This window comes from Mycoplasma testudinis ATCC 43263, assembly GCF_000687795.1.
Lineage (GTDB): Bacteria > Bacillota_I > Bacilli_A > Mycoplasmatales > Mycoplasmoidaceae > Mycoplasmoides > Mycoplasmoides testudinis.
Genome location: NZ_JHXT01000007.1, coordinates 1 through 19,043 on the forward strand (window position 1 = coordinate 1; position 19,043 = coordinate 19,043).

17 protein-coding genes and 1 tRNA gene are annotated in these 19,043 nt (G+C 29.4%); 13 read left to right on the forward strand and 5 right to left on the reverse strand.

What is annotated here, in order from left to right; translation table 4 throughout:
• Positions 1 to 536 precede the first annotated feature (536 nt).
• Positions 537 to 1,070: an ATP:cob(I)alamin adenosyltransferase gene (locus tag T384_RS06965; RefSeq protein WP_052663443.1), complete on the forward strand. Its 534-nt coding sequence runs from the start codon at positions 537 to 539 to the stop codon at positions 1,068 to 1,070.
• Here the strand turns inward: T384_RS06965 and T384_RS0102240 are convergent, their stop codons facing one another.
• The 4 genes from T384_RS0102240 to T384_RS0102260 form a co-directional block, all read right to left on the reverse strand.
• A complete protein-coding gene (locus tag T384_RS0102240) occupies positions 1,071 to 1,829 on the reverse strand; it encodes an ABC transporter ATP-binding protein (protein WP_027119665.1) in 759 nt (252 codons plus the stop codon). It lies immediately after the preceding gene.
• 2 nt (positions 1,830 to 1,831) lie between these two features.
• On the reverse strand, positions 1,832 to 2,785 hold the full coding sequence (locus T384_RS0102245; protein ID WP_169734576.1) for an iron chelate uptake ABC transporter family permease subunit: 954 nt from the start codon (positions 2,783 to 2,785) through the stop codon (positions 1,832 to 1,834).
• Positions 2,786 to 2,846: 61 nt separating this feature from the next.
• Positions 2,847 to 3,848, reverse strand: coding sequence for an iron chelate uptake ABC transporter family permease subunit (locus T384_RS0102250; protein ID WP_084266111.1), 1,002 nt, complete (start codon positions 3,846 to 3,848; stop codon positions 2,847 to 2,849).
• Between the two features lie 12 nt (positions 3,849 to 3,860).
• Complete coding sequence (locus T384_RS0102260; protein WP_027119669.1) at positions 3,861 to 5,099, reverse strand: hypothetical protein; 1,239 nt, start codon at positions 5,097 to 5,099, stop codon at positions 3,861 to 3,863.
• 1,089 nt (positions 5,100 to 6,188) lie between these two features.
• On the opposite strand from T384_RS0102260, the gene T384_RS0102265 reads away from it, so the two are divergent.
• From T384_RS0102265 to T384_RS0102320, 12 genes are all read left to right on the forward strand, one after another.
• On the forward strand, positions 6,189 to 7,973 hold the full coding sequence (locus tag T384_RS0102265) for a hypothetical protein (protein WP_027119670.1): 1,785 nt from the start codon (positions 6,189 to 6,191) through the stop codon (positions 7,971 to 7,973).
• Between the two features lie 125 nt (positions 7,974 to 8,098).
• A complete protein-coding gene (locus tag T384_RS0102270) occupies positions 8,099 to 8,341 on the forward strand; it encodes a hypothetical protein (protein ID WP_036498882.1) in 243 nt (80 codons plus the stop codon).
• Positions 8,342 to 8,379: 38 nt separating this feature from the next.
• Positions 8,380 to 11,355 carry a DNA polymerase III subunit alpha gene (locus tag T384_RS06235; protein WP_052663445.1) on the forward strand — a complete coding sequence of 992 codons (2,976 nt, stop codon included), beginning with the start codon at positions 8,380 to 8,382 and terminating at the stop codon, positions 11,353 to 11,355.
• Positions 11,355 to 12,257 (forward strand): 5'-3' exonuclease, encoded by a 903-nt coding sequence (locus T384_RS0102280; protein WP_027119672.1) that lies wholly within the window; start codon positions 11,355 to 11,357, stop codon positions 12,255 to 12,257. Before T384_RS06235 ends, T384_RS0102280 begins: the two co-directional genes overlap by 1 nt.
• Positions 12,258 to 12,262: 5 nt before the next feature.
• Positions 12,263 to 13,093 (forward strand): DNA-formamidopyrimidine glycosylase, encoded by an 831-nt coding sequence (gene mutM / locus T384_RS0102285; RefSeq protein WP_027119673.1) that lies wholly within the window; start codon positions 12,263 to 12,265, stop codon positions 13,091 to 13,093.
• A gap of 6 nt (positions 13,094 to 13,099) precedes the next feature.
• Positions 13,100 to 13,717, forward strand: a complete 618-nt coding sequence (coaE, locus tag T384_RS0102290) for a dephospho-CoA kinase (protein ID WP_027119674.1) — start codon at positions 13,100 to 13,102, stop codon at positions 13,715 to 13,717.
• A 240-nt stretch (positions 13,718 to 13,957) separates the two neighbouring features.
• The gene (locus T384_RS0102295; protein ID WP_027119675.1) at positions 13,958 to 15,220 is read left to right on the forward strand and encodes a hypothetical protein; all 1,263 of its coding nucleotides are present in this window, start codon (positions 13,958 to 13,960) and stop codon (positions 15,218 to 15,220) included.
• Positions 15,221 to 15,225: 5 nt separating this feature from the next.
• Positions 15,226 to 16,233 (forward strand): ATP-binding protein, encoded by a 1,008-nt coding sequence (locus T384_RS0102300; protein ID WP_027119676.1) that lies wholly within the window; start codon positions 15,226 to 15,228, stop codon positions 16,231 to 16,233.
• Positions 16,234 to 16,425: 192 nt separating this feature from the next.
• Positions 16,426 to 16,511 (forward strand) — tRNA-Leu (locus tag T384_RS0102305).
• Between the two features lie 75 nt (positions 16,512 to 16,586).
• Entirely contained in the window at positions 16,587 to 17,324 is a 738-nt protein-coding gene (locus tag T384_RS0102310) for a hypothetical protein (RefSeq protein ID WP_027119677.1), read from the forward strand.
• 88 nt (positions 17,325 to 17,412) lie between these two features.
• A complete protein-coding gene (locus T384_RS0102315; protein WP_027119678.1) occupies positions 17,413 to 17,982 on the forward strand; it encodes an inorganic diphosphatase in 570 nt (189 codons plus the stop codon).
• A gap of 143 nt (positions 17,983 to 18,125) precedes the next feature.
• On the forward strand, positions 18,126 to 18,650 hold the full coding sequence (locus T384_RS0102320; protein WP_027119679.1) for a Holliday junction resolvase RecU: 525 nt from the start codon (positions 18,126 to 18,128) through the stop codon (positions 18,648 to 18,650).
• Between the two features lie 36 nt (positions 18,651 to 18,686).
• On the opposite strand, the gene T384_RS06240 is transcribed toward T384_RS0102320, so the two are convergent.
• Positions 18,687 to 18,992, reverse strand: coding sequence for an HU family DNA-binding protein (locus T384_RS06240; RefSeq protein WP_052663447.1), 306 nt, complete (start codon positions 18,990 to 18,992; stop codon positions 18,687 to 18,689).
• Positions 18,993 to 19,043 lie beyond the last annotated feature (51 nt).

The window sequence follows — 19,043 nt, forward strand, 5'->3', positions numbered from 1 at the left end:
TTATTTAGGCATCATGAATTACGAACGCGACGATAGGCAAATGAAAGTTCGTAATTGGCAAAGTATAATTCAGCAACTCGAAATTCTATTTGATATAGATTTGCAACCAGAATAAATACAAACACTTAATTTATTGTTCAATCTTGACCAAGAGTCAAAGATTTGCGCGTTTAAATAATGATAAAAACGGAAAATTGCGAAAGCGTTTCCGTTTTTTAGTATACTTTTAATAACACGATGTCAATGGTTTCAAAGAAATCTAGACATTAACACACTTAAATCATTACTTCCCTTTTTTCTTGGAGTTGATGTTTTTTGTACATTTAATTGAACAAATATATATTTATTCAAAAATTTTAGATAAACAGAAATTTAAAGATATTCATAAAACTTTATCTTTTACATTATTATTTTGACAGATGTAGTTTTGAAGACTAAAACTTTTATGATTTCGTTTTTGCTTAGTTAAATAATTTTAATTACAATTTATTTAATCAAACTTGAAGAAGTTGATAAAAACGATTATGGAATTAAATATGAAATTTAGCAGCAACGACGCATGTGCATATCCTTTTTTATATGAGGATCAAAAAATAGTGGATTATGAAATAATTACAGATGAAATAGCATCCTTTATTGGTTTACTAAGAAGCTATGTTGAAAACTCAAAATTAAAAAGAGACTTAGAATGACTATGCACATTAACTTGGAATCTTAATGGATCCGTTCGTGGCAAGTGTTGTATCAACAAAGCGACAGTAACAGCACTTAATAAAAAACTTAAAAATTATAAATCCAAACTTACTTGTAATTTTAAGAATTTTATTCTTCCGGTTGGTTCTACGTCTGCTTGCGTTTCAGAAATTATTCGAAATAAATTTAAGCATGCAGTTCGAACCTTATTCTATGTCCAAAAAAATAATCCTGGTTCAAAAGTCAATATTTTAATTTTTGACTGCTTAAATATTTTATCTAATCTTTTTTATTTAATAGGTTTATACATTAGACAATTAAATAAAGAAGAACCAAAGATTTTTAAATCACAATCATATACAAATAAAGCAAAATAATTAAAGAATATAAAATTTGTTGTTTTCAAATTTTACTTGTTTTTCAACACCAAAATATTTTTTGATATTTGTAGATGTAATAACATTTTTTGGTTCACCAATTAATGATGTTTTTCCATCATAAAAAACAACAATTTGATCAGCAATATTTGCTGCAAGTTCTAGTTCATGGATTACAATAACAATCGTTTTTTGGTGGATTTTGCTAAACTGTGAAATTAAACCAATTATTTCTTCTTTGGACTTAAGATCTAAATAACTTAATGGCTCATCTAAGACGATGATTGGTGTTTGTTGTACTAAAGCATTTCCGATGATTATTTTCTGGCGTTCACCACCTGACAATTTTCCAATCGGCTGCGTAACGATTTTTTCAATTTTTAACTCGGTAATTACATCGTTAATAATTTTTCTGTCATTTTTATTTAAGATTCCTAAAAAGTTAGTATGTGGTAGCCTTCCCATACTCAAATAATCATATGCTGATATATCCTTGAAAATATCGTTTATTTGCGGAATGAATGCAATTTGTTTTGCAAGCATTTTATAAGAAATTTTAGTAATGTCATTTCCGTCGATTAAGATTTGATTTTTTTTGATTTTTTGATTTTTAACTAGACAATTTAATAGTGTCGTTTTTCCTGTGCCGTTATTTCCAACTAATGCTGTAACTTTTTTATCTGGTATCTCAAATTTGATATTAGATAAATTAAATCTATCACTAATTTTTAAGAATGGAATGTCAATTGAAATGGCCATATTTAATCCTTAATGATGACAAAAATTATAAATATCGGAAAACTAATAATAGAAATTATAACCGAAATTGACAATCCTGCAATTTGAGTAAAACCAATCTGAATAATTTGCGATATCAAAATGAAAATAATTGAAATTGTCATCGAACTAAAGACACGATTATTAAAGTTGTTGAAAAGACGATTAGAGATTAATGAAATCACAACTCCTACAAAAGCAACAAAACCAATATTGGCAAATATAATTGAACCCAATATACTAATTAAAATAACTAAACTGAATCGTATTTTCTGTGGTTTTAATCCTAATGTATTTTGTTTTTGAATGGCAGATGCTTGGGCAATAATTTTAATGCGAAGAATTAAAGTAGATACCAGGCAGACAAAAAGTAAAATGATTGAAAAAATAATTCCACTAAAGTCAAAACTAACTTGAATCCCTCCAAAAACTTTATTAAAATAATTTGCAAATCTAACATTTTGAAAGTTGATTCGTATTCCATCTGAAGATAAAATAAAAAATGCAAAGGCACTTAGAAAAACATTGAGAACAATTCCATAAATAATAACAGCTCTAGACGTCAAATGATTTTTATTTGAAATTAAATAAAACAAAATACCGCTAATTAAACCAATGCCTAGATATATAAAACCAAAAATATAAGTTTGTTCATTAGCAAGAAAGAAGTTAGCGCTTAATAATACGAATAAAGCAACGGCTATTTGCTGAAACGAATTGATTCCAAAAATTGATGTATCTGCTAGCTTATTCCGGGTTAAAAATTGCAATAAATAATTACTCAACCCAATTGCGATTCCACTAATTCAAGTTTTTAAAAGCGATTGAGATTTTAATTTTCAAATAAGATAATTGTTATTAAGGGGCAGCCTTAATCCAACGGGGTCAGTATAAAAAAACAAAAGAATTAAACTCAAAGTTAAAGTCAAAATAAGCAAAATTACTCATTTGAGACAATTTTGTTTATTTAAACTATTTTTTTTGAATATAAAAAAAGAATTATAGTTGGTATGCATATTCACGCTGTTTCCTTTTTGGTTTGTAATTGAACATCAGTAGCAACAAGAAAGGAAGCATAAAAATAATGAGTGTTACATTTGCATTAGAATGTAAGTAAGATATTGTGATAATGGTTAGAAGCGTTAAGCAAATACTAACTAAACTGCTAGGAATTAGTGAAACCCGAAAATCATAATGGTTTAAAACATAACGTTTCGTTAAATAGGGAATTGCAAAACCAAGTAAGGTAAATGGTGCATACGCTATAGAACCACCAATTGTTAACGTGGCCATCGCTCCATAACCTAAAAAATTAAGCAAAGGAAGATTAATTCCAACGCTAGCTGCTTTGAAATAATTATTTTCTAATAAATGAATTTTTTTAAGGATTGGTAAGGCAATAATAAGTCCAACCGCTATAAAAATAGATCCGACTATTAATTTATTCTTACTAAATGCTACTGATTCAATAACCAGCCATCCTACAAAATTGATGTTAGTCGGATTTTGTGAAAGGTTTATTGCGACAATAATAGAGCTTAACAACAGCGAGATAGCTAAGCCGAAATAAATCATTGTGTTCGTACTTTTAGCATAACGGCTAACTGATAAGATGTAAGTTGGAATTAGATTAAACCCAATGGTAAAAGCTAAAGCCATTAATGCAATAGCATATACTGGAATTGAACTCGGACTAGTGGCGCTTACTACGAATGCTAAACTAATTGATGACGTCATCCCTAAAGTGAAAGGAGAAGCAAGTTGATTTCGTGTTAAAGACTGTGATATCTCTCCACTTACGTTTAGTGAAAAAGCGACTAAAATGCCGGCAATTACAGCTATTCCCGTTACCAAAAATGCGATTTGATTAGAACCATTAACAGTCACTAAAAATATTATTTTTCCACTAGTATCAATTGAAAAAGCAATCAGTGCAATAGCAACTGATAAAATTAATAAAATGATGGTGGTTATAATTCACCTTTTCTTTAGGTGTGTCATTTTTTAATTATTTTAATTAAGCGCAACAAATACGTAGTCGCTTGATTTTTTGAACGCGGCTTGAACAGCATTTGGATTATAAGATCCGGTTGTGATTCATCCAGCACTATTAAATCCACCATTATCAAATACACCAAACTTGAAATTAGAATCTTCTGGAACAGCTAGTTTAAACCCTAATTCATTATCGGCGCTTCCATATAATCATGATGGGAAAAAACCAGCACTATATCCTGGACCATATTCATTATAAGATTCAGAATTGTTGACTGTATTAGGTCCGTATCCTTTTCCTCAAAAACTAACGGTTGGTGTAGCAATTTTTCGAGCATTCATTTCATCTTTGAATTCTTTTATTTTAGCGTCATAATTCTTTTGAATAGTAGTCAAAACGGCAGCAGGATTTGTCCCTGTAATTCCAAAAATGTTGCTACCGTCTTTGTTGGTAACAACGTTTGAAACCTCTTGGATCAAGGATTTTATCGCTGGCATTAAATCCCATAGTTTTGCAGTGTTAATTGCAGTTTGCCCTTCAGCTCGAATTTCTTTTGAGATATCTGCTCCGAAAGATGTTGGGTTTGCTAAAGAATTTTTAAATCCGTATTCATCTGGCTTTGATAATTTTGAAAAATCTAATATTGTATTTGGATTTCTGCTCACTCATTGTGCTTTACTTGTTGCTTCATTATTTCCGAATGTTGCAGGTCCTGTATTGAATTCTTCGTTTACTTTATTGTCGGTAATTATTTTTTGAATGTAACTTGGAACTGTTGTTTCCTTGTTAAAATTGATTACTGTTGTTGGCAGAAAGCCGATTGCCGCCAAATTACCCAAATATGGAGCGTAATTAGCCACAAAATCATAATTATTTGCTGTTCTTCTATCTTCGCCGCTGAAATTAAAATTGTTAGCGGAAAGTTTGCTTAAATGTGATAAATCAAAAATCGACATTTTACTAACTTTATTATCTGGACCTAAAATTCCATCAGCAATGGCATTTATTGCATAGTCTACGCCCAAAAAACTATCATTTCGCAATGTGAAATCATTATCGTTTAATAAAATCACATTACTTTTATTGTCGTTTTTTGTTATCGCTTGAAAATTATCTTTTGCTTTTTCTTGCTGTGGGTTCAAGTTTGAAGGAGTGGAACCTTGAGCGCAAGAAACTGCAATTCCAGCTGTAGTTGCAACGATAGAAAACAAACCGAAAAATATTGAAAATTTACTTTTCTTGTTCTTTTTAGTCATAAATAAATTGTTCCTTTAAAAAATTTTATTTCAAGATAAGGGAATGTTAATTAAAAAAGATTCACAATTTGTTTCACACTTTTTTAATCATAGTACTGTTATTTCTGATTAAGATGTGACCCAGCATCATTAGGTGATCGGACTTATCAGTTTGATAACTGAAATACCGTAGCTGGCACTGTCTCGGATTCGCACCGATGTTCCCCTTTGAAATTGAGTATATTTTATATTTTTTTATCTTTTTGAACCGGAGTTTTGAAAAAATTAATATTGGAATTAATTATTTTTGTTTTGAGAATTTAACTATTTTTTGAAGATAGTATAGTTTTGCTAAGTTCACTGAAAATTAATTGAAAATCGGTTTAATAAATTGATTTTCTTAAAGTGAAGTATTTCGATTTGTTTGTTTGCTGTAATTTATAGTTGAAATGATGGTTTATATTATCTTAAAGTATAGTTTCAATCCAAATGTTTAATCCCCTAATGTGAATGGTGCGACAGACTGAGATTGCGTGTCAGAGATTTTGCTGCCTCACCATTCATATTAAGAGACATTAAAACCATAAATACTTTGATATAAATCCGTTGTTCAAAAGACAATATATCTTAAATATAAAGATGTAATTTAAGATTCTGCTCATAAATTGTTTTTATGTATTTTTTGATTATTTTTTTATTTTCTGCATAAACTTCCCTAATAATTTTTCTTTATTCAATTAATAGGGATTAAAAAAAAGGTAATTCCTTTGGGCAAGAAACCACCTTTTAAACATTTATAAAGATAAAACTGTTTAAGATGTGGCCCAGCATCACGTGGTAATCGGACTTATCAGATAACTGAAATACCGTAGCTGGCACTGTCCCGGATTCGCACCGGAGTTCCCCTAATTGAATGCCTAAATTTTATAAAACTTATTTGATTTTTTTCAATTAATTTAAATTTTTGAAGATAATTCTGTAACATTTAGTGACAGATTGATCAGAAATAATTAAAATGTAGGTATACTATATATAAAAAACAGATATATTGGAATTTTAATCGTAAAATAACCTTGATAAACGCTTTCTAATTTAACTTAATTAATAATCATGATCGTTCCTAAAAAAATTAATCCTTTACAACTTGAAAAATTGCTTGAGCAATTAGATAATGCTGAAAATAAACGCGTTATTGCGATTGCAGGGAAAATTAACAATCGCAAAACTCGGATGCTTAATTCATTATATGAATTTAAATCATATAAACCCGGTGGTGAAAAAGAAGTTTTACCAGTTAAAAAAGATCAGTCTTTAAGAAAAAGTTCTGATGGTGAACCTTTTTGTTCTTATCAGCAAGTCGCTTCTTTAAGCCACCGGCGGGTGATTGCTGATATTACTAATAACTTGAAGGTTAATCTTAAAACTGAAAATTTTGTTTCTAATGATATTTCGAAAATTATCAAAAATCAAAAAGCTAAAAGCAAAAAGAAAAAGATCGTTAAAATGTTTGACGAATTTAATAATCTTGAATCAAACCAGTATTTAGCAACAAGAGCTCAATCGTTATTTCCTATTTTAACAACAGTTTCAACTTTAGGAACTTCAATTGGTGTACCTTTACTATCAATTACATTGTTACGGGTGGATCAATTGTTGCGCTTAATCGGTGAAGGCGGATTTGCAACATTAATTTCTTTTTGTATCGTTTTAATTGTTGTTGGAATCATCTCATTGATGTTTTATTTGTTTACAACAATCCGCTATAACAAATTATTAAGAATTTCTAAAAGCGCTGATGTGGTTTTCGAAAAGATAATTGATAAATACTTTATTTTGCCCGAAAACATTCCAAATGGGATTGTGCCAAAACATCAAAGAAATAAATTTAAAATTTCAACTAGTAGTAATTATTTTTATAACGAGATAACATTTTCTGATAAAGATTACGAAGAAATAGTTAAATTGTTTGTGGTCTTAAAGCATCTTAATAATAACGTTATATATACGGTAAATATTGCCAACGATTATGAAATAAAACAATTATACGATCCAAGTTGGGGTCGAGGGAATTTTTTGGTGGTAGATGTTAATGATTTTAAAACTCCTAAAAATTACCGTAAAATCCTACTATTTTTACTTTCGGAGTTTTCAAAAATTCTTAATTTGGATGCTCAACAGCTTTATTTCAAAAGCAAGAAATTTTCTCGGATTATTAATGCCTTTTTGACTGACGCTACATCGAATTATCAAGTTGTTGAAATTTTACGATTATCAAAAATTTTCTTAACAAATTTTTCGACAAAACTTGATCATCCGACATGTCGAACTTTTTTCTTTGATTTCTTTACAATTTTAGCTTTACGGGCTTTGAGCGAACAAAATTTCATAGATTTTGTTAGCGAACTTGAAAGTCATTTTATTGTTTCTAATGATTCATATGGTCCAGTTTACGAAGCGCTTGATATTACCGGAACATTAACCCGTAATTGACAAGAATATGGTCCTAATAGTATTTTATTTTCTTTAAGTGATATGTTTAGTAATCCATTTTGATTAAATGGAATTTTCAAGGCCTTAGAAGTTGCTGATGATAAACCATTTAAATTTGAACCCGAAAAATACCGACAAGAAACAATTAAATTTATTTTAAATGCTTCGTTTGTAAAAATTGAAGATCTTTTTGGGTTTGCTGCATTTAAAAATTCAAATGAAGAAAAAATGCTCTTAATTAATGTTCCAATAGATAATGAAAATGTTTTTGAATGGGCAAAAGCTAAATTTAATGAAGCGATGGAAAACGGAATTACATATATTACTTTGTTATTTAGAGCGTACAGATTCATATACAAAATCAATACCGGTCGGTTTGAATCGATTCCTGAAACAGTTTTATAAAATATTTAAGCATCGAGTTATTTTTTTCAGTCATCTTTTCGCTGTTGAGATCACTTTTTTGATTTCTTAATTATGTTATAATTTATTATCTTAAAGTACAAGTATTCCAAGGATAAACGATAGCAATGAATAACGATAACAAAAAAACCTTAAAATTTAAATCTTCTTCAAAAGATCTTGATCGTTTTGAACGAGTTAAATTGGAAGAAACCAAAGTAATGAATGTGGACGGCAAATTAAATGTTGATTCTATTCATTTGGAAGATTTGAAAATGCAATTAAAAAGCGCTAAAGATAAAAAAGTCATTGCCGATTTAAAAAGCGAAATCAAAGCTTTGGAGAAAAAAATTGCGAAAAGTGGAAAGTAATTTAACTTCTATATTTACTTTTTCGATAGTGAGATCGTATGTTCATTAATTTGAATGTTAGGTCTCATTATTCTTTGTTGTTATCAACATTGTCAATCGATGACATTGTTAACTTTGCGTTAAAGCATAAGCAAAAATACGTTTGCTTGACGGATTTTAATACTCTTTATGGAGCTGTTGAATTTTTTGATGCCGCTATTAAAAATGGTTTAGTACCAATTATTGGATTAGAAATTTTTCATCAAGAATCATCTAGTAACTTAGTTTTAATCGCAAAATCTAATTCAGGATATAAAAACTTGTTAAAGGTTTCAAGTTTCATTATGCTTGATCAACCATATAATTTAGAAGATTGATTAAATGATGTTTATGTAATTGTTAAAGAAGGCAGTTTTGTGCCTAAAAAGGCAGTATGGTATACAATTGCAAATAATCAAAAAAATAGTATTGCCATGAGTGAAGTTTCGTGTCATTCGAAAGATGACGCTTTTTTGTTAAATGTTTTGCAAGCAATCAAAAATGATAAAACGTTATCTGAAGAAGATAGTTTATACCAAGTAAGCGAAGAAACATGATATTTAAGTGAATCCCAAGCAAAGCAGGTTTTTTCTAAAATTCAGTTATCAAATTTAGAAAAATTATTAGAGTCATGTCATTGGGATTTAAACGAATTTCACACTAACCTAATTAAATATCCAACTCCCAAAAAAGTTACAAGCCAATTATATTTACAAGCTCTTTGTGTGGAAGGCCTTAAAAAACGTTTTGAAAAAACTAGAGTAATTCCTAAAATTTACGAGCAGCGTTTAAAACAAGAATTAGATATTATTAATCAAATGGGATATGACGATTATTTCTTAATTGTTTATGACTTTATTAATTTTGCCAAAAAGAATGAAATTATAGTCGGTCCCGGTCGTGGTTCTGCAGTAGGGTCTTTAGTGGCATATGTCTTACAAATAACTGATGTTGATCCCATTAAATACAATTTGATTTTCGAAAGATTTTTAAACCCAAAAAGACAAACCATGCCAGATATTGATACTGATATTATGGATACTAGACGCGATGAAGTTGTTAGTTATTTGTTCAATAAATATGGCAAAGACCACGTGGCTCATATTGTTACGTTTCAACGGATGAAAGCAAAAATGGCTTTACGTGATGTTGGCAGAGTTCTTGCAATCCCAATTAAAGAAATTGATGAAATTACTAAATTAATTGGCATGCAATACGATGAAGATTTAAATGGTGCCATTGCTAATTCTAAGAAGTTGAAAGAAAAAGTGTTGATTTACCCAACGTTATTTCAAATTGCCACCCAACTAATTAATATGCCTAGGCAGGTAGGGACTCATGCCGCGGGAATAGTTTTATCAAATGCTGTTTTAACAGACATTATTCCCGTGCAAACAGGAATGAATAATAATCCTTTGTCTCAATTTTCAATGGAATACTTAGAACGTTTTGGACTGCTTAAAATGGATTTGCTTGGTTTACGAAATTTATCCATCTTAGATGCTGTTGTTAAAACGATTAAAAAAACTAAAAACATCCATATAAATTTAAACGAAATACCTTTAGATGATACTAAAACTTTTAATCTTTTATGTGATGGTGATACAAACGGAATATTTCAGTTAGAATCTCCTGGGATGCGTAAAACTTTAATCAAGATGCAGCCCAAAACGATTGAAGATATTTCAATTACATCATCATTGTTTCGTCCAGGCCCACAAGAAAATATCCCAACTTTTATTGCTAGAAGAAATAAAAAAGAAAAAACAACTTTTGTAGCTGATCAATTAATCCCTATATTAAAAGATACAAATGGAATAATTGTGTATCAAGAACAAGTTATTCAAATTGCTCAATCGGTTGCGGGATTTTCAGTCGCCCAAGCAGATATTTTTAGAAGAGCTATTTCTAAAAAACATGAATCTGAATTAGGGGAACTGCGTAAAAGTTTTATTGATGGAGCAATTAGCAATAAATTAAAGCGAACTGATGCTGAACAAATTTTTGAGTATATCTATAATTTCGCTAATTATGGTTTTAATCATTCTCATGCCGTTGCTTATTCACTAATTGGTTATTGATTGGCATATTTAAAAGCAAATTATTTTTTAGAATTTGCGACTATTTTATTGAGCGCAAATTCTGGTAGTAATGAAAAAATTGGGATTTATGTTAACGAAGCTAAACAAAAAGGGGTCAAGGTTTTAGCACCAGACATTAATTTGTCCCAAGAATCTTTTACCATTCATAAAAATGCTATTTTGTTTGGTTTTGACGCTATTAAAAATATTGGGAACGAAGCCATTAAAAAAATTCTGAATGCCAGAACTGCTGCACTAAACCAAAAGTTTGAAAATTATTTAGAGGCTTTGCCTTTTTTATTGGAACATAAAGTGACATTGAAAATGATTGAATCTTTAATTTACGCAGGTGCTTTTGATAATTTTGGATTTAATCGTAAAACCTTGTTGCATAATTTAAAAAAAGCCAGTACATTAAATGATTTAAAACGTAGTAAGTTATTTGCTACAGGTATTGAAATTGAATTAGATGAATTAAATATGAGCCCTAGTGAAGTTATCGAATTTAATGAAATTCAAGCTAAGACAATTGGAATTTATCTTCAAGATCATCCGTTTAAAAAACTTAAATTAAAAGTTAAAGATGAAAAATTAATCGACTTGCGTGCAATGAAAGAATCGAACGAAAATGGTGATCCTAAATTTGGTCGGGTTTTTGTAAAAATTAATGGAATGCGTAAGACGACAACAAAAACAAATAAAGAAATGGCATTTTTAACGGTGAAAGACGATACTGATAAATCAAGCGTTACTGTTTGACCGCAATCGTTTGACAATATCAAAAACGTTTTAAAAACAGATTTGGTTTGTTTAATCAGTGTCAAGCACGATGGTCGGGGATTAGTACTTATGAAATTAGTTAAAATTTATAATGAAACCACACAACAGTTGGAAGAATTTGAAGGGGACAAATAATGAGAAATTGTGCAGTTGTAATTGATGGTCATTCCTTGACCTACCGGGCTTATTATGCGACTTTAAAACAAATGGAATATTATAAAGAAACAAATAAGCAACCAACCAATGCTATTAAGCTAATGCTATTAATTTCTCTAAAAATTTTAAATGAGCATAATCCTAAATATGCTTTAATTGCTTTTGATGCTGGGCAAAAAACCTTTCGTGATGATTTATTTGATGATTATAAAGCAGGAAGGCCACACTCACCAGACGAATTACGATCGCAACTTCAGTTGCTGCAAGAAGTATTAGTTTATGCTGGATATAACGTTCGCACACAAATTGGTGTGGAAGCGGATGATTTGATCGGAAGTTTTGTCAGCAAAACCACGGCTCATAAAATTGTTAATTATGTTTATACATCTGATAAGGATATGCTGCAATTAGTGAATGAATATACTAATGTTATGCAACCTAAAAAAGGTATTAGTGAAATGACTGTTTACACTAAAGAAAATTTTCCAAGTTTGTATTATGGACTTAATCCTGCACAAGTTATTGAATTTAAGTCAATAGTGGGAGATAGTTCAGATAAACTTCCCGGTGTTAAAGGTATTGGAATTAAAACCGGAATAGATTTATTATTAAAGTATGGTTCTTTGGACAACATCTACGAAAACTTAAGTGAGCTTAGACCAGCCCAACAAAAACTTTTTAACGAGCATAAAAAAACAGCTTATTTATGCAAAAAACTCGCCACCATTAAATGTGATTGTTATGATGCGATTAATCTAAATGAATTTTTAAGAAAAACTGCTGATCTTGAAAAGCTTACAGGATTTTTGCAAAAATACCAAATTCGGAATTTAGAAAATGAAATTTATCGCTCAGTCCAATTATTTGACGAAGGAGAATAATAAGTATGCCTGAATTGCCAGAAGTTCAAACGGTTGTTAATGAATTAAATTTATGCACATTAAATAAAAAGATTCTTGACATTAAGATTAATGCCGTAAAATTGTTAAAAAATTGTACTCCAGAACAATTTAAAAAATTTTTAATTGGCGAAAAAATAACGCATATTTCACGAATGGGAAAATATTTAATTTTTGAATTGACGCACCATAAAAAAATGGTTTCTCACTTACGAATGGAAGGCAAGTATTTTTTTGAAAATAAAAAAGATGATTATGATAAAAAACACGTTTTACTTCAATTTGTTTTTGCCAAGCAAGAATTACGTTATCACGACACGCGCCGGTTTGGAACCTTTAATATTTATTTAAATGATGATCATTTAAAATCTAAGGAATTAAGTAAATTGGCATTGGATCCAATTGATCCAAATTTTAATGGAAAGTATTTATACGAGAAAATTCATAAAATTCATCGCGCTATTAAAACCACAATTTTAGATCAAACAAATGTTGCTGGAATCGGAAATATTTATGCAGATGAAATCTTATTTGCATGCCATCTTAATCCTTTAACTCCAGCTAATCAAATAACTATTAAACAAGCAGACCTAATAGCTAAAAAAGCCCGTGATATTTTATTGTGGGCCATTGAATGTAATGGCACTACAATAGCCTCATATAAATTTAAAAAGGGTCACATCGGTTCATTTCAAGAAAAATTGCAAGTTCATACTAAAGTAAAATGACCATGTCCAACGTGTAAAACAATTATCTTAAAGGTGAAAGTAAATGGTCGTGGCACTTATTATTGCCCTAAATGTCAAAAAGGTAAGTAAACAATTATGTTAGTTTGTGTAACAGGATTAAGTGGTTCTGGTAAGTCCACAATTCTTAAAAGTTCTTTATTAAGTAAGTATTCAGTTTTTCATATGGATGAAATAATACATCAATTGTATCAACCAGATTACCCTGGATACAATATTATTAAAAAAACATTTGGTCCTGGATTTATTACAGAGCAAGGTGTCGATCGTAAAAAATTAGGTAAATTAGTTTTTAGCAATTCGGTTGAGTTAGCTAAGTTAAATCAGTGCTTGCAACCATTAATAAGTATGATTTTATGATCATTAAATGTTCAATCAAACAATAAAGTATATCTTGTTGAAATCGCTGCTTCTTCATTTAATCTTGAAAACTATCAACGTTTTTTTGATGCAAGTGTACTTATTAAATGTGATTTGAAAACAATTAAAAAAAGACTTACGCAACGTTTCTCTCATTTGTCAACTCAATCTCAAGAAAGCCTAATTTATAAATTTAAAGAAAAAGATTTTCAGTATGTTCTTTGCAATAATTATTCGATTGATACTGCTGCCAATGAACTTCTTTCTTATTTAAAAACAATAAAGGTTAAAAAAAGCGTCAAATTTATTGATAAATTAAAGGGATTTTCGTTTTAAAAAAAGCAAATCTCTTGTATGGGAAAGCTTTTCCCAAATATTGTGGAAAAGTCCTTATATATAATATAAAGCATTGAGATTGTGGATAACCTCTTTGATAATTAACTTTAATTGCTTGTTTTAAGTTTCTAACATTGAACAAAATTTTCAATAGTGATTTTGCTTATATACTTATATCGTGAACATAGCACCTATTCATCTGAAGGTGCGGACGATATTAATAATAAAAGGCGGTTATTTATGAACTCTTCAGAACTTGAAAAAATCACTTATATTATCTATCGTCCATTCGATTTTTCTTGCTCTCAAAAGCAATTAACATACATATATGCTCCGATTGTTGGTTCTGGAGCAATTGGCTTTTACCAATGATTGATTAATGAGTTTAACGTGCAAACCACTCTAAAAGGTATTAAAAGCCCATTATCGAGGATTTTTCACTGTTTAGGCTGTACGCAATCAGAGTTTGCTGAAATGCGTAGTCAATTAGAAGCAATTAATTTAATAACAACTCATACTCAAATCACTGCGACAGATAAAATTATGCACATTTCAGTAAATGAACCATTAAATTGAAAACGTTTTAACAGTAATCAAAAGTTTAAGCATTTATTAATTAATAAAATTGGGATTTCTGAATACGAAAGAATTAGTCTTGCTTTTACCAACCGTCGTATTCCTAATGATACCGTTAATATTTCTGCATCTTTTGAAGCAGTCTTTGGTTCAGAAAATATTAACGGGATTATGGAATTTAATTTCCAAAGCCTACACGAGTTACTAAGCGCTGATTTCAAGCAACCTGTCGTTCTTACAGAAAATGTAAAAATAATTATCGAAACTTACTTTAAATCCCATAACTTATCAGTCAACGAAATTAAAAAATGTGTTTATCAAGCTGCTTACCGAGAAAAAAATGGAACATTTATGATTGATGAAAATCTACTATTAGAAAACTTTCAAAATTTGACTGCTGCAGCTGTTAATTTAGAAATGAATGATAACATTGAAATTTATCGCAATCCAACAATTTTTTATGAATTAATTGATGATCAAAATGAAATTAATCACATCTTTAACGACTACCGTAACTTTAATGCAGAACGCTATTTGGCAAGTATCCAAAAAGAAGCATTAGATTTAGATCAAAAGAAAACTATTTCTTATTTAAGAAAAAGTTCGCACTTAACTGATAGCGTAATTAATTTACTTACTGATTTCATGATTTATCGAACTAATGGTAAATATAGTGTTAAGTATTTAAAAAAATTAGCTACAACAGTTAATCGTTTAGGCTTAACCCATTTAGATAAAATTTTAAACTATTTAAGGAGTGTTTGCGAAGGATTAAAAAACAAACGTTATTCAACTGATGAATATATTTCGTTTGAACAACAAACCCCAACCCAAATAACTTATACTAAAAAAGCTGATTCTAATAAAACTAGTTCATCTACAATTGATGACGATGAATTTGATTGGAGCACTGTCGAAGTACTATAACTATGATGGCTACTGATAAACTTTCAAAAAGAAATACTTTAAAAAACACCCAAACAAAGTCTAAAATAGATGAACTTTACGTTCATTCTAATTTGTATTTTCCGAATGCTGAACAACGGATTCAAATTTTAAAAAGTTCAAAAATTTTTAAAAGTTTAAATTTATCAGATGTTCAATATAGTCTATATCTACCAAAATTATGGAAGGTATATTTAGATAATGAAGCTTGCTTAAAAAGCTCAGAAAAGAAATGTTTAAATCCATCGGGATTTCATATGTGTGTGAAAATTCAAGGAGAGCGCTTTTTAATCGAGCAAGTGATTTGCAAAAAACAAAAAAAAGTTCTTGAACAAAATGCATTTAAGAGAAATTATTTGATTCGGGGATTTCCTGAAAGATTTTTGGATATTAAGTTTTGTGATAAATCAATCGATGCTTCATGAGATGGATCTCGCAAGAAACTATTAAATTTTATGAATGGTCAATTCAAAGGCAAAAAAACCGGTGGATTTTATCTTTATGGATCAAGTGGTGTTGGTAAAAGTTATATCACTTGTTTATTTACCAACCACTTGGCAAAAACCAACAAAAAAATAGCATATGTATTTCTCCCTGATTTGCTGTTGCGTTTGCTAAAGAGTTTTAGTGATGATAAATCAGAATTTGATACATCATTAAATGAAATGATAAGTGCTGACGTTCTAGTTTTTGACGATGTAGGTGCTGAGACATATCGTGATTGGTTTGTAAACGAGTATTTCTTAAGAATTATTAATAACCGAATGAGTTCAGATAAAATGACAATTTTTGTTAGTAACTTTAGTCTTGCAGAATTAGAAAGACATTATTGTAAACCTAATGCCTATAAAACAAAGGATGCTTCTCAAGAAAAAGCTGCATCAAGGTTAATCGATCGAATTTATGAACTTGTAGGGAATAATGTGTTTCACTTACAAGGGAAAAGTTGGAGACGAGAATTCAGCACCCATCCTATTGATGAATCCAAAAAATAATGACTAATTCAAATTTAAAAATTGATGTCATCTTTAAATTAAGTGTTTTTTTATTATCCGGGACTGTCTAATTTATATAACACTAAAGTTTAAAACTGAATTACTGTTTCAAAAATGATTATTAAATCTTCAAAACATTTAAATAATAAAATTTTCGAGATGGTTAAAATAAGTTAAAATACTAAAGGTTATCCTGGGATGGCGGAATGGCAGACGCAGTGGACTCAAAATCCACCGGTAGCAATACCTTGTGAGTTCAAGTCTCATTCCCAGGACCATTTTTAAACCAATTTATTTTAAGCCAAACACATTAGTGTTTGGATTTTTATTTTTTTAAGTAAAATTAAACATCTATGATTAATTTTTTAAAACATCTAAAAGAATTAAAGATTTTTTACCGACCTTATACTTCTTCTAAAAAGCAAAAAGAAATTTTTGTTTTATTAAAAGATAAATTAAATATTAATACAATTATTAATTGATCGTTTCGACATACTTCCAAGTATTATACGTTTGGCTTAGAAAATGATTATTTAGCATATCGTTTTGATGTTTTAAAACAATGAATTAATAAAAACGAATTTTATAGTACCTGGTATACAGATCATCTAAATAAAATTGTTAAAAATTTACAGCTAACAAAGTTTTTGACTACACAAGAACAAGCGTATTTACGTCACATTAATTCGTTGGATTTTGCAAAAACGCGTTCTTTGAAAGCTTTAATTGTTGATTTTGACTTAAATCAACACCCAAAAGAAACTGCTTATTTTTCGATGGAAGAAGTAAGCGTAAAACAAATTGATATTGAAACCGGTGTATCTAAAACAATTGCCCAAAATTTAAAAATTTATATTACTAATCAAGCAATTATTGTGGGAGACATGGTCTTTCACTTTCGTATTGAATTCAAAGATTCATTGGCTTTCAAACTAAACAAAGAAGGTGTTTTGTGATCAACTAAAAATTATGATCTCCAATTTTCTGCAGCCGATAAATATCTGCTTTACACTTATTTCCGCGTTGTTATTTACAGTCAGTTAAATAATAAAACTAATTGGATGTGAAAAAACGGGATTGGCGTTCGTTAGATAAAAGAAGTTTTTTCATTTGAAATAATTAAGATTAGTTCAATGGCTTTAATTTATAATTTTCATATTATGCTTAGGAGTTATTTTAATGGCAAAAAATATTGAATTAAACATCACGATTGAAATTCCTAAAAACTCAAACGTGAAATACGAATACGATCGCAAAACAAATCAAATTTCTGTTGACCGGATTTTATACGGATCTGATCATTATCCACAAAATTATGGTTTCATTAAAGAAGCATTAGATTGAGATGGTGATGAACTAGATTGTTTGGTTGTTAGTGACCAACCTTTTATGCCTGGTGTTAGTGTTCCCACACGAATTATAGGTGCAATGGGAATGATTGACAGCGGGGAAACTGATACTAAATTAATTGGAGTGATTGCTTGTGATCCAAGATATAACCACATTAATGATTTAAAAGACTTAAGCCCGCATTTATTAGCTGAAATTAAAACCTTTTTTGAAACATACAAAATACTACAAAAGAAATCAGTTGTCATCACGGGCTTCAAAGACGTTAATTGAGCTATTAATGAATATCAAGAATGTGTTAAATTAATGAATGAATACGGATCAATGGATAAAGATAAATTCATTAAAAAGATGAAGAAAGAACACCCTGAAAAATATCGAGTTCCAAAACAAAAATAAATTTTTATATTGTAAAAGAAGCAAATAATTCATTTTCGCTTGATTAAAGTGAAAATGAATTATTTTTTTTGTTTTAAAAAAAAGATAAATATTTTTTCTTAAATTTTGATGGTTTTTAGCATTTATATATATGGAGGCTTAAAATGAATGCAAATCGTGGAATGTTTTTAGAAACGATAATCAATCGGACTATTGATTATTTTAATAATCGTCAAATTGCTTACTTTGCTAAACGTTATCTTCCAATTAAGGTTTATGCTTTTCAAGGACAACGGGTTCAAGGGTGATTGAAAGAAAGAACTCAAAGCGATTATTACGGGGTTTATAAAGGATATTATTTTGATTTTGAAGCCAAACAGGTTTCGCTTAAATCTTTTCCTTTAAAAAATTTAGCACCCCATCAATTAAATCATTTAAAAAATATCATTAATTATCAAGCCGTTTCTTTCTTAATTGTTTTATTTAATACTTATGAAAAGTTCTTTGTCTTAGAAACCAGTCAATTAATAAAATATATCCAAGAAAATAACGATAAAAAATCAATTCCATACGAATACTTTGAAAAGTATGCATATCAAATTGATTTAATCTTTCCTGGAGTTTTAAATCTCCAAGATGTTTTAGAGTTATTAGTCAAAAATAAAAACCCGTTAACACCAGGTTTTTAGTATTATTGGTTGTGAACCTAGAAAAGGATCCGAATTTTATTCTTCGTCAACGTAACGTCACTTAACCTTTGTCATTTCTTCTTTAATATTTTTAATTGGAACAAATTTAACGCGGGCTTTAGGTTGTAATTTAATTTGGTCTCCAGTAATTGGGTTTCGTGAAATTCTTTCACGGCTAATTACGACTTTAAATTTACCAATATCTGGTAATTTAATTTCTCCTTCAGTTTTTAATTCGCGTTTTACTAAATCTGTATAAATATCAAAAATGGTCTTAACGTTTTTTGTTGGAATTCCTGTACATTCAGAAATAATCCGGAAAATTTCGGTTTTTGTAAGCATAATATACCCCTTATATTAGGTTTGTTGTTATAAATTATACATTTTGTAAGA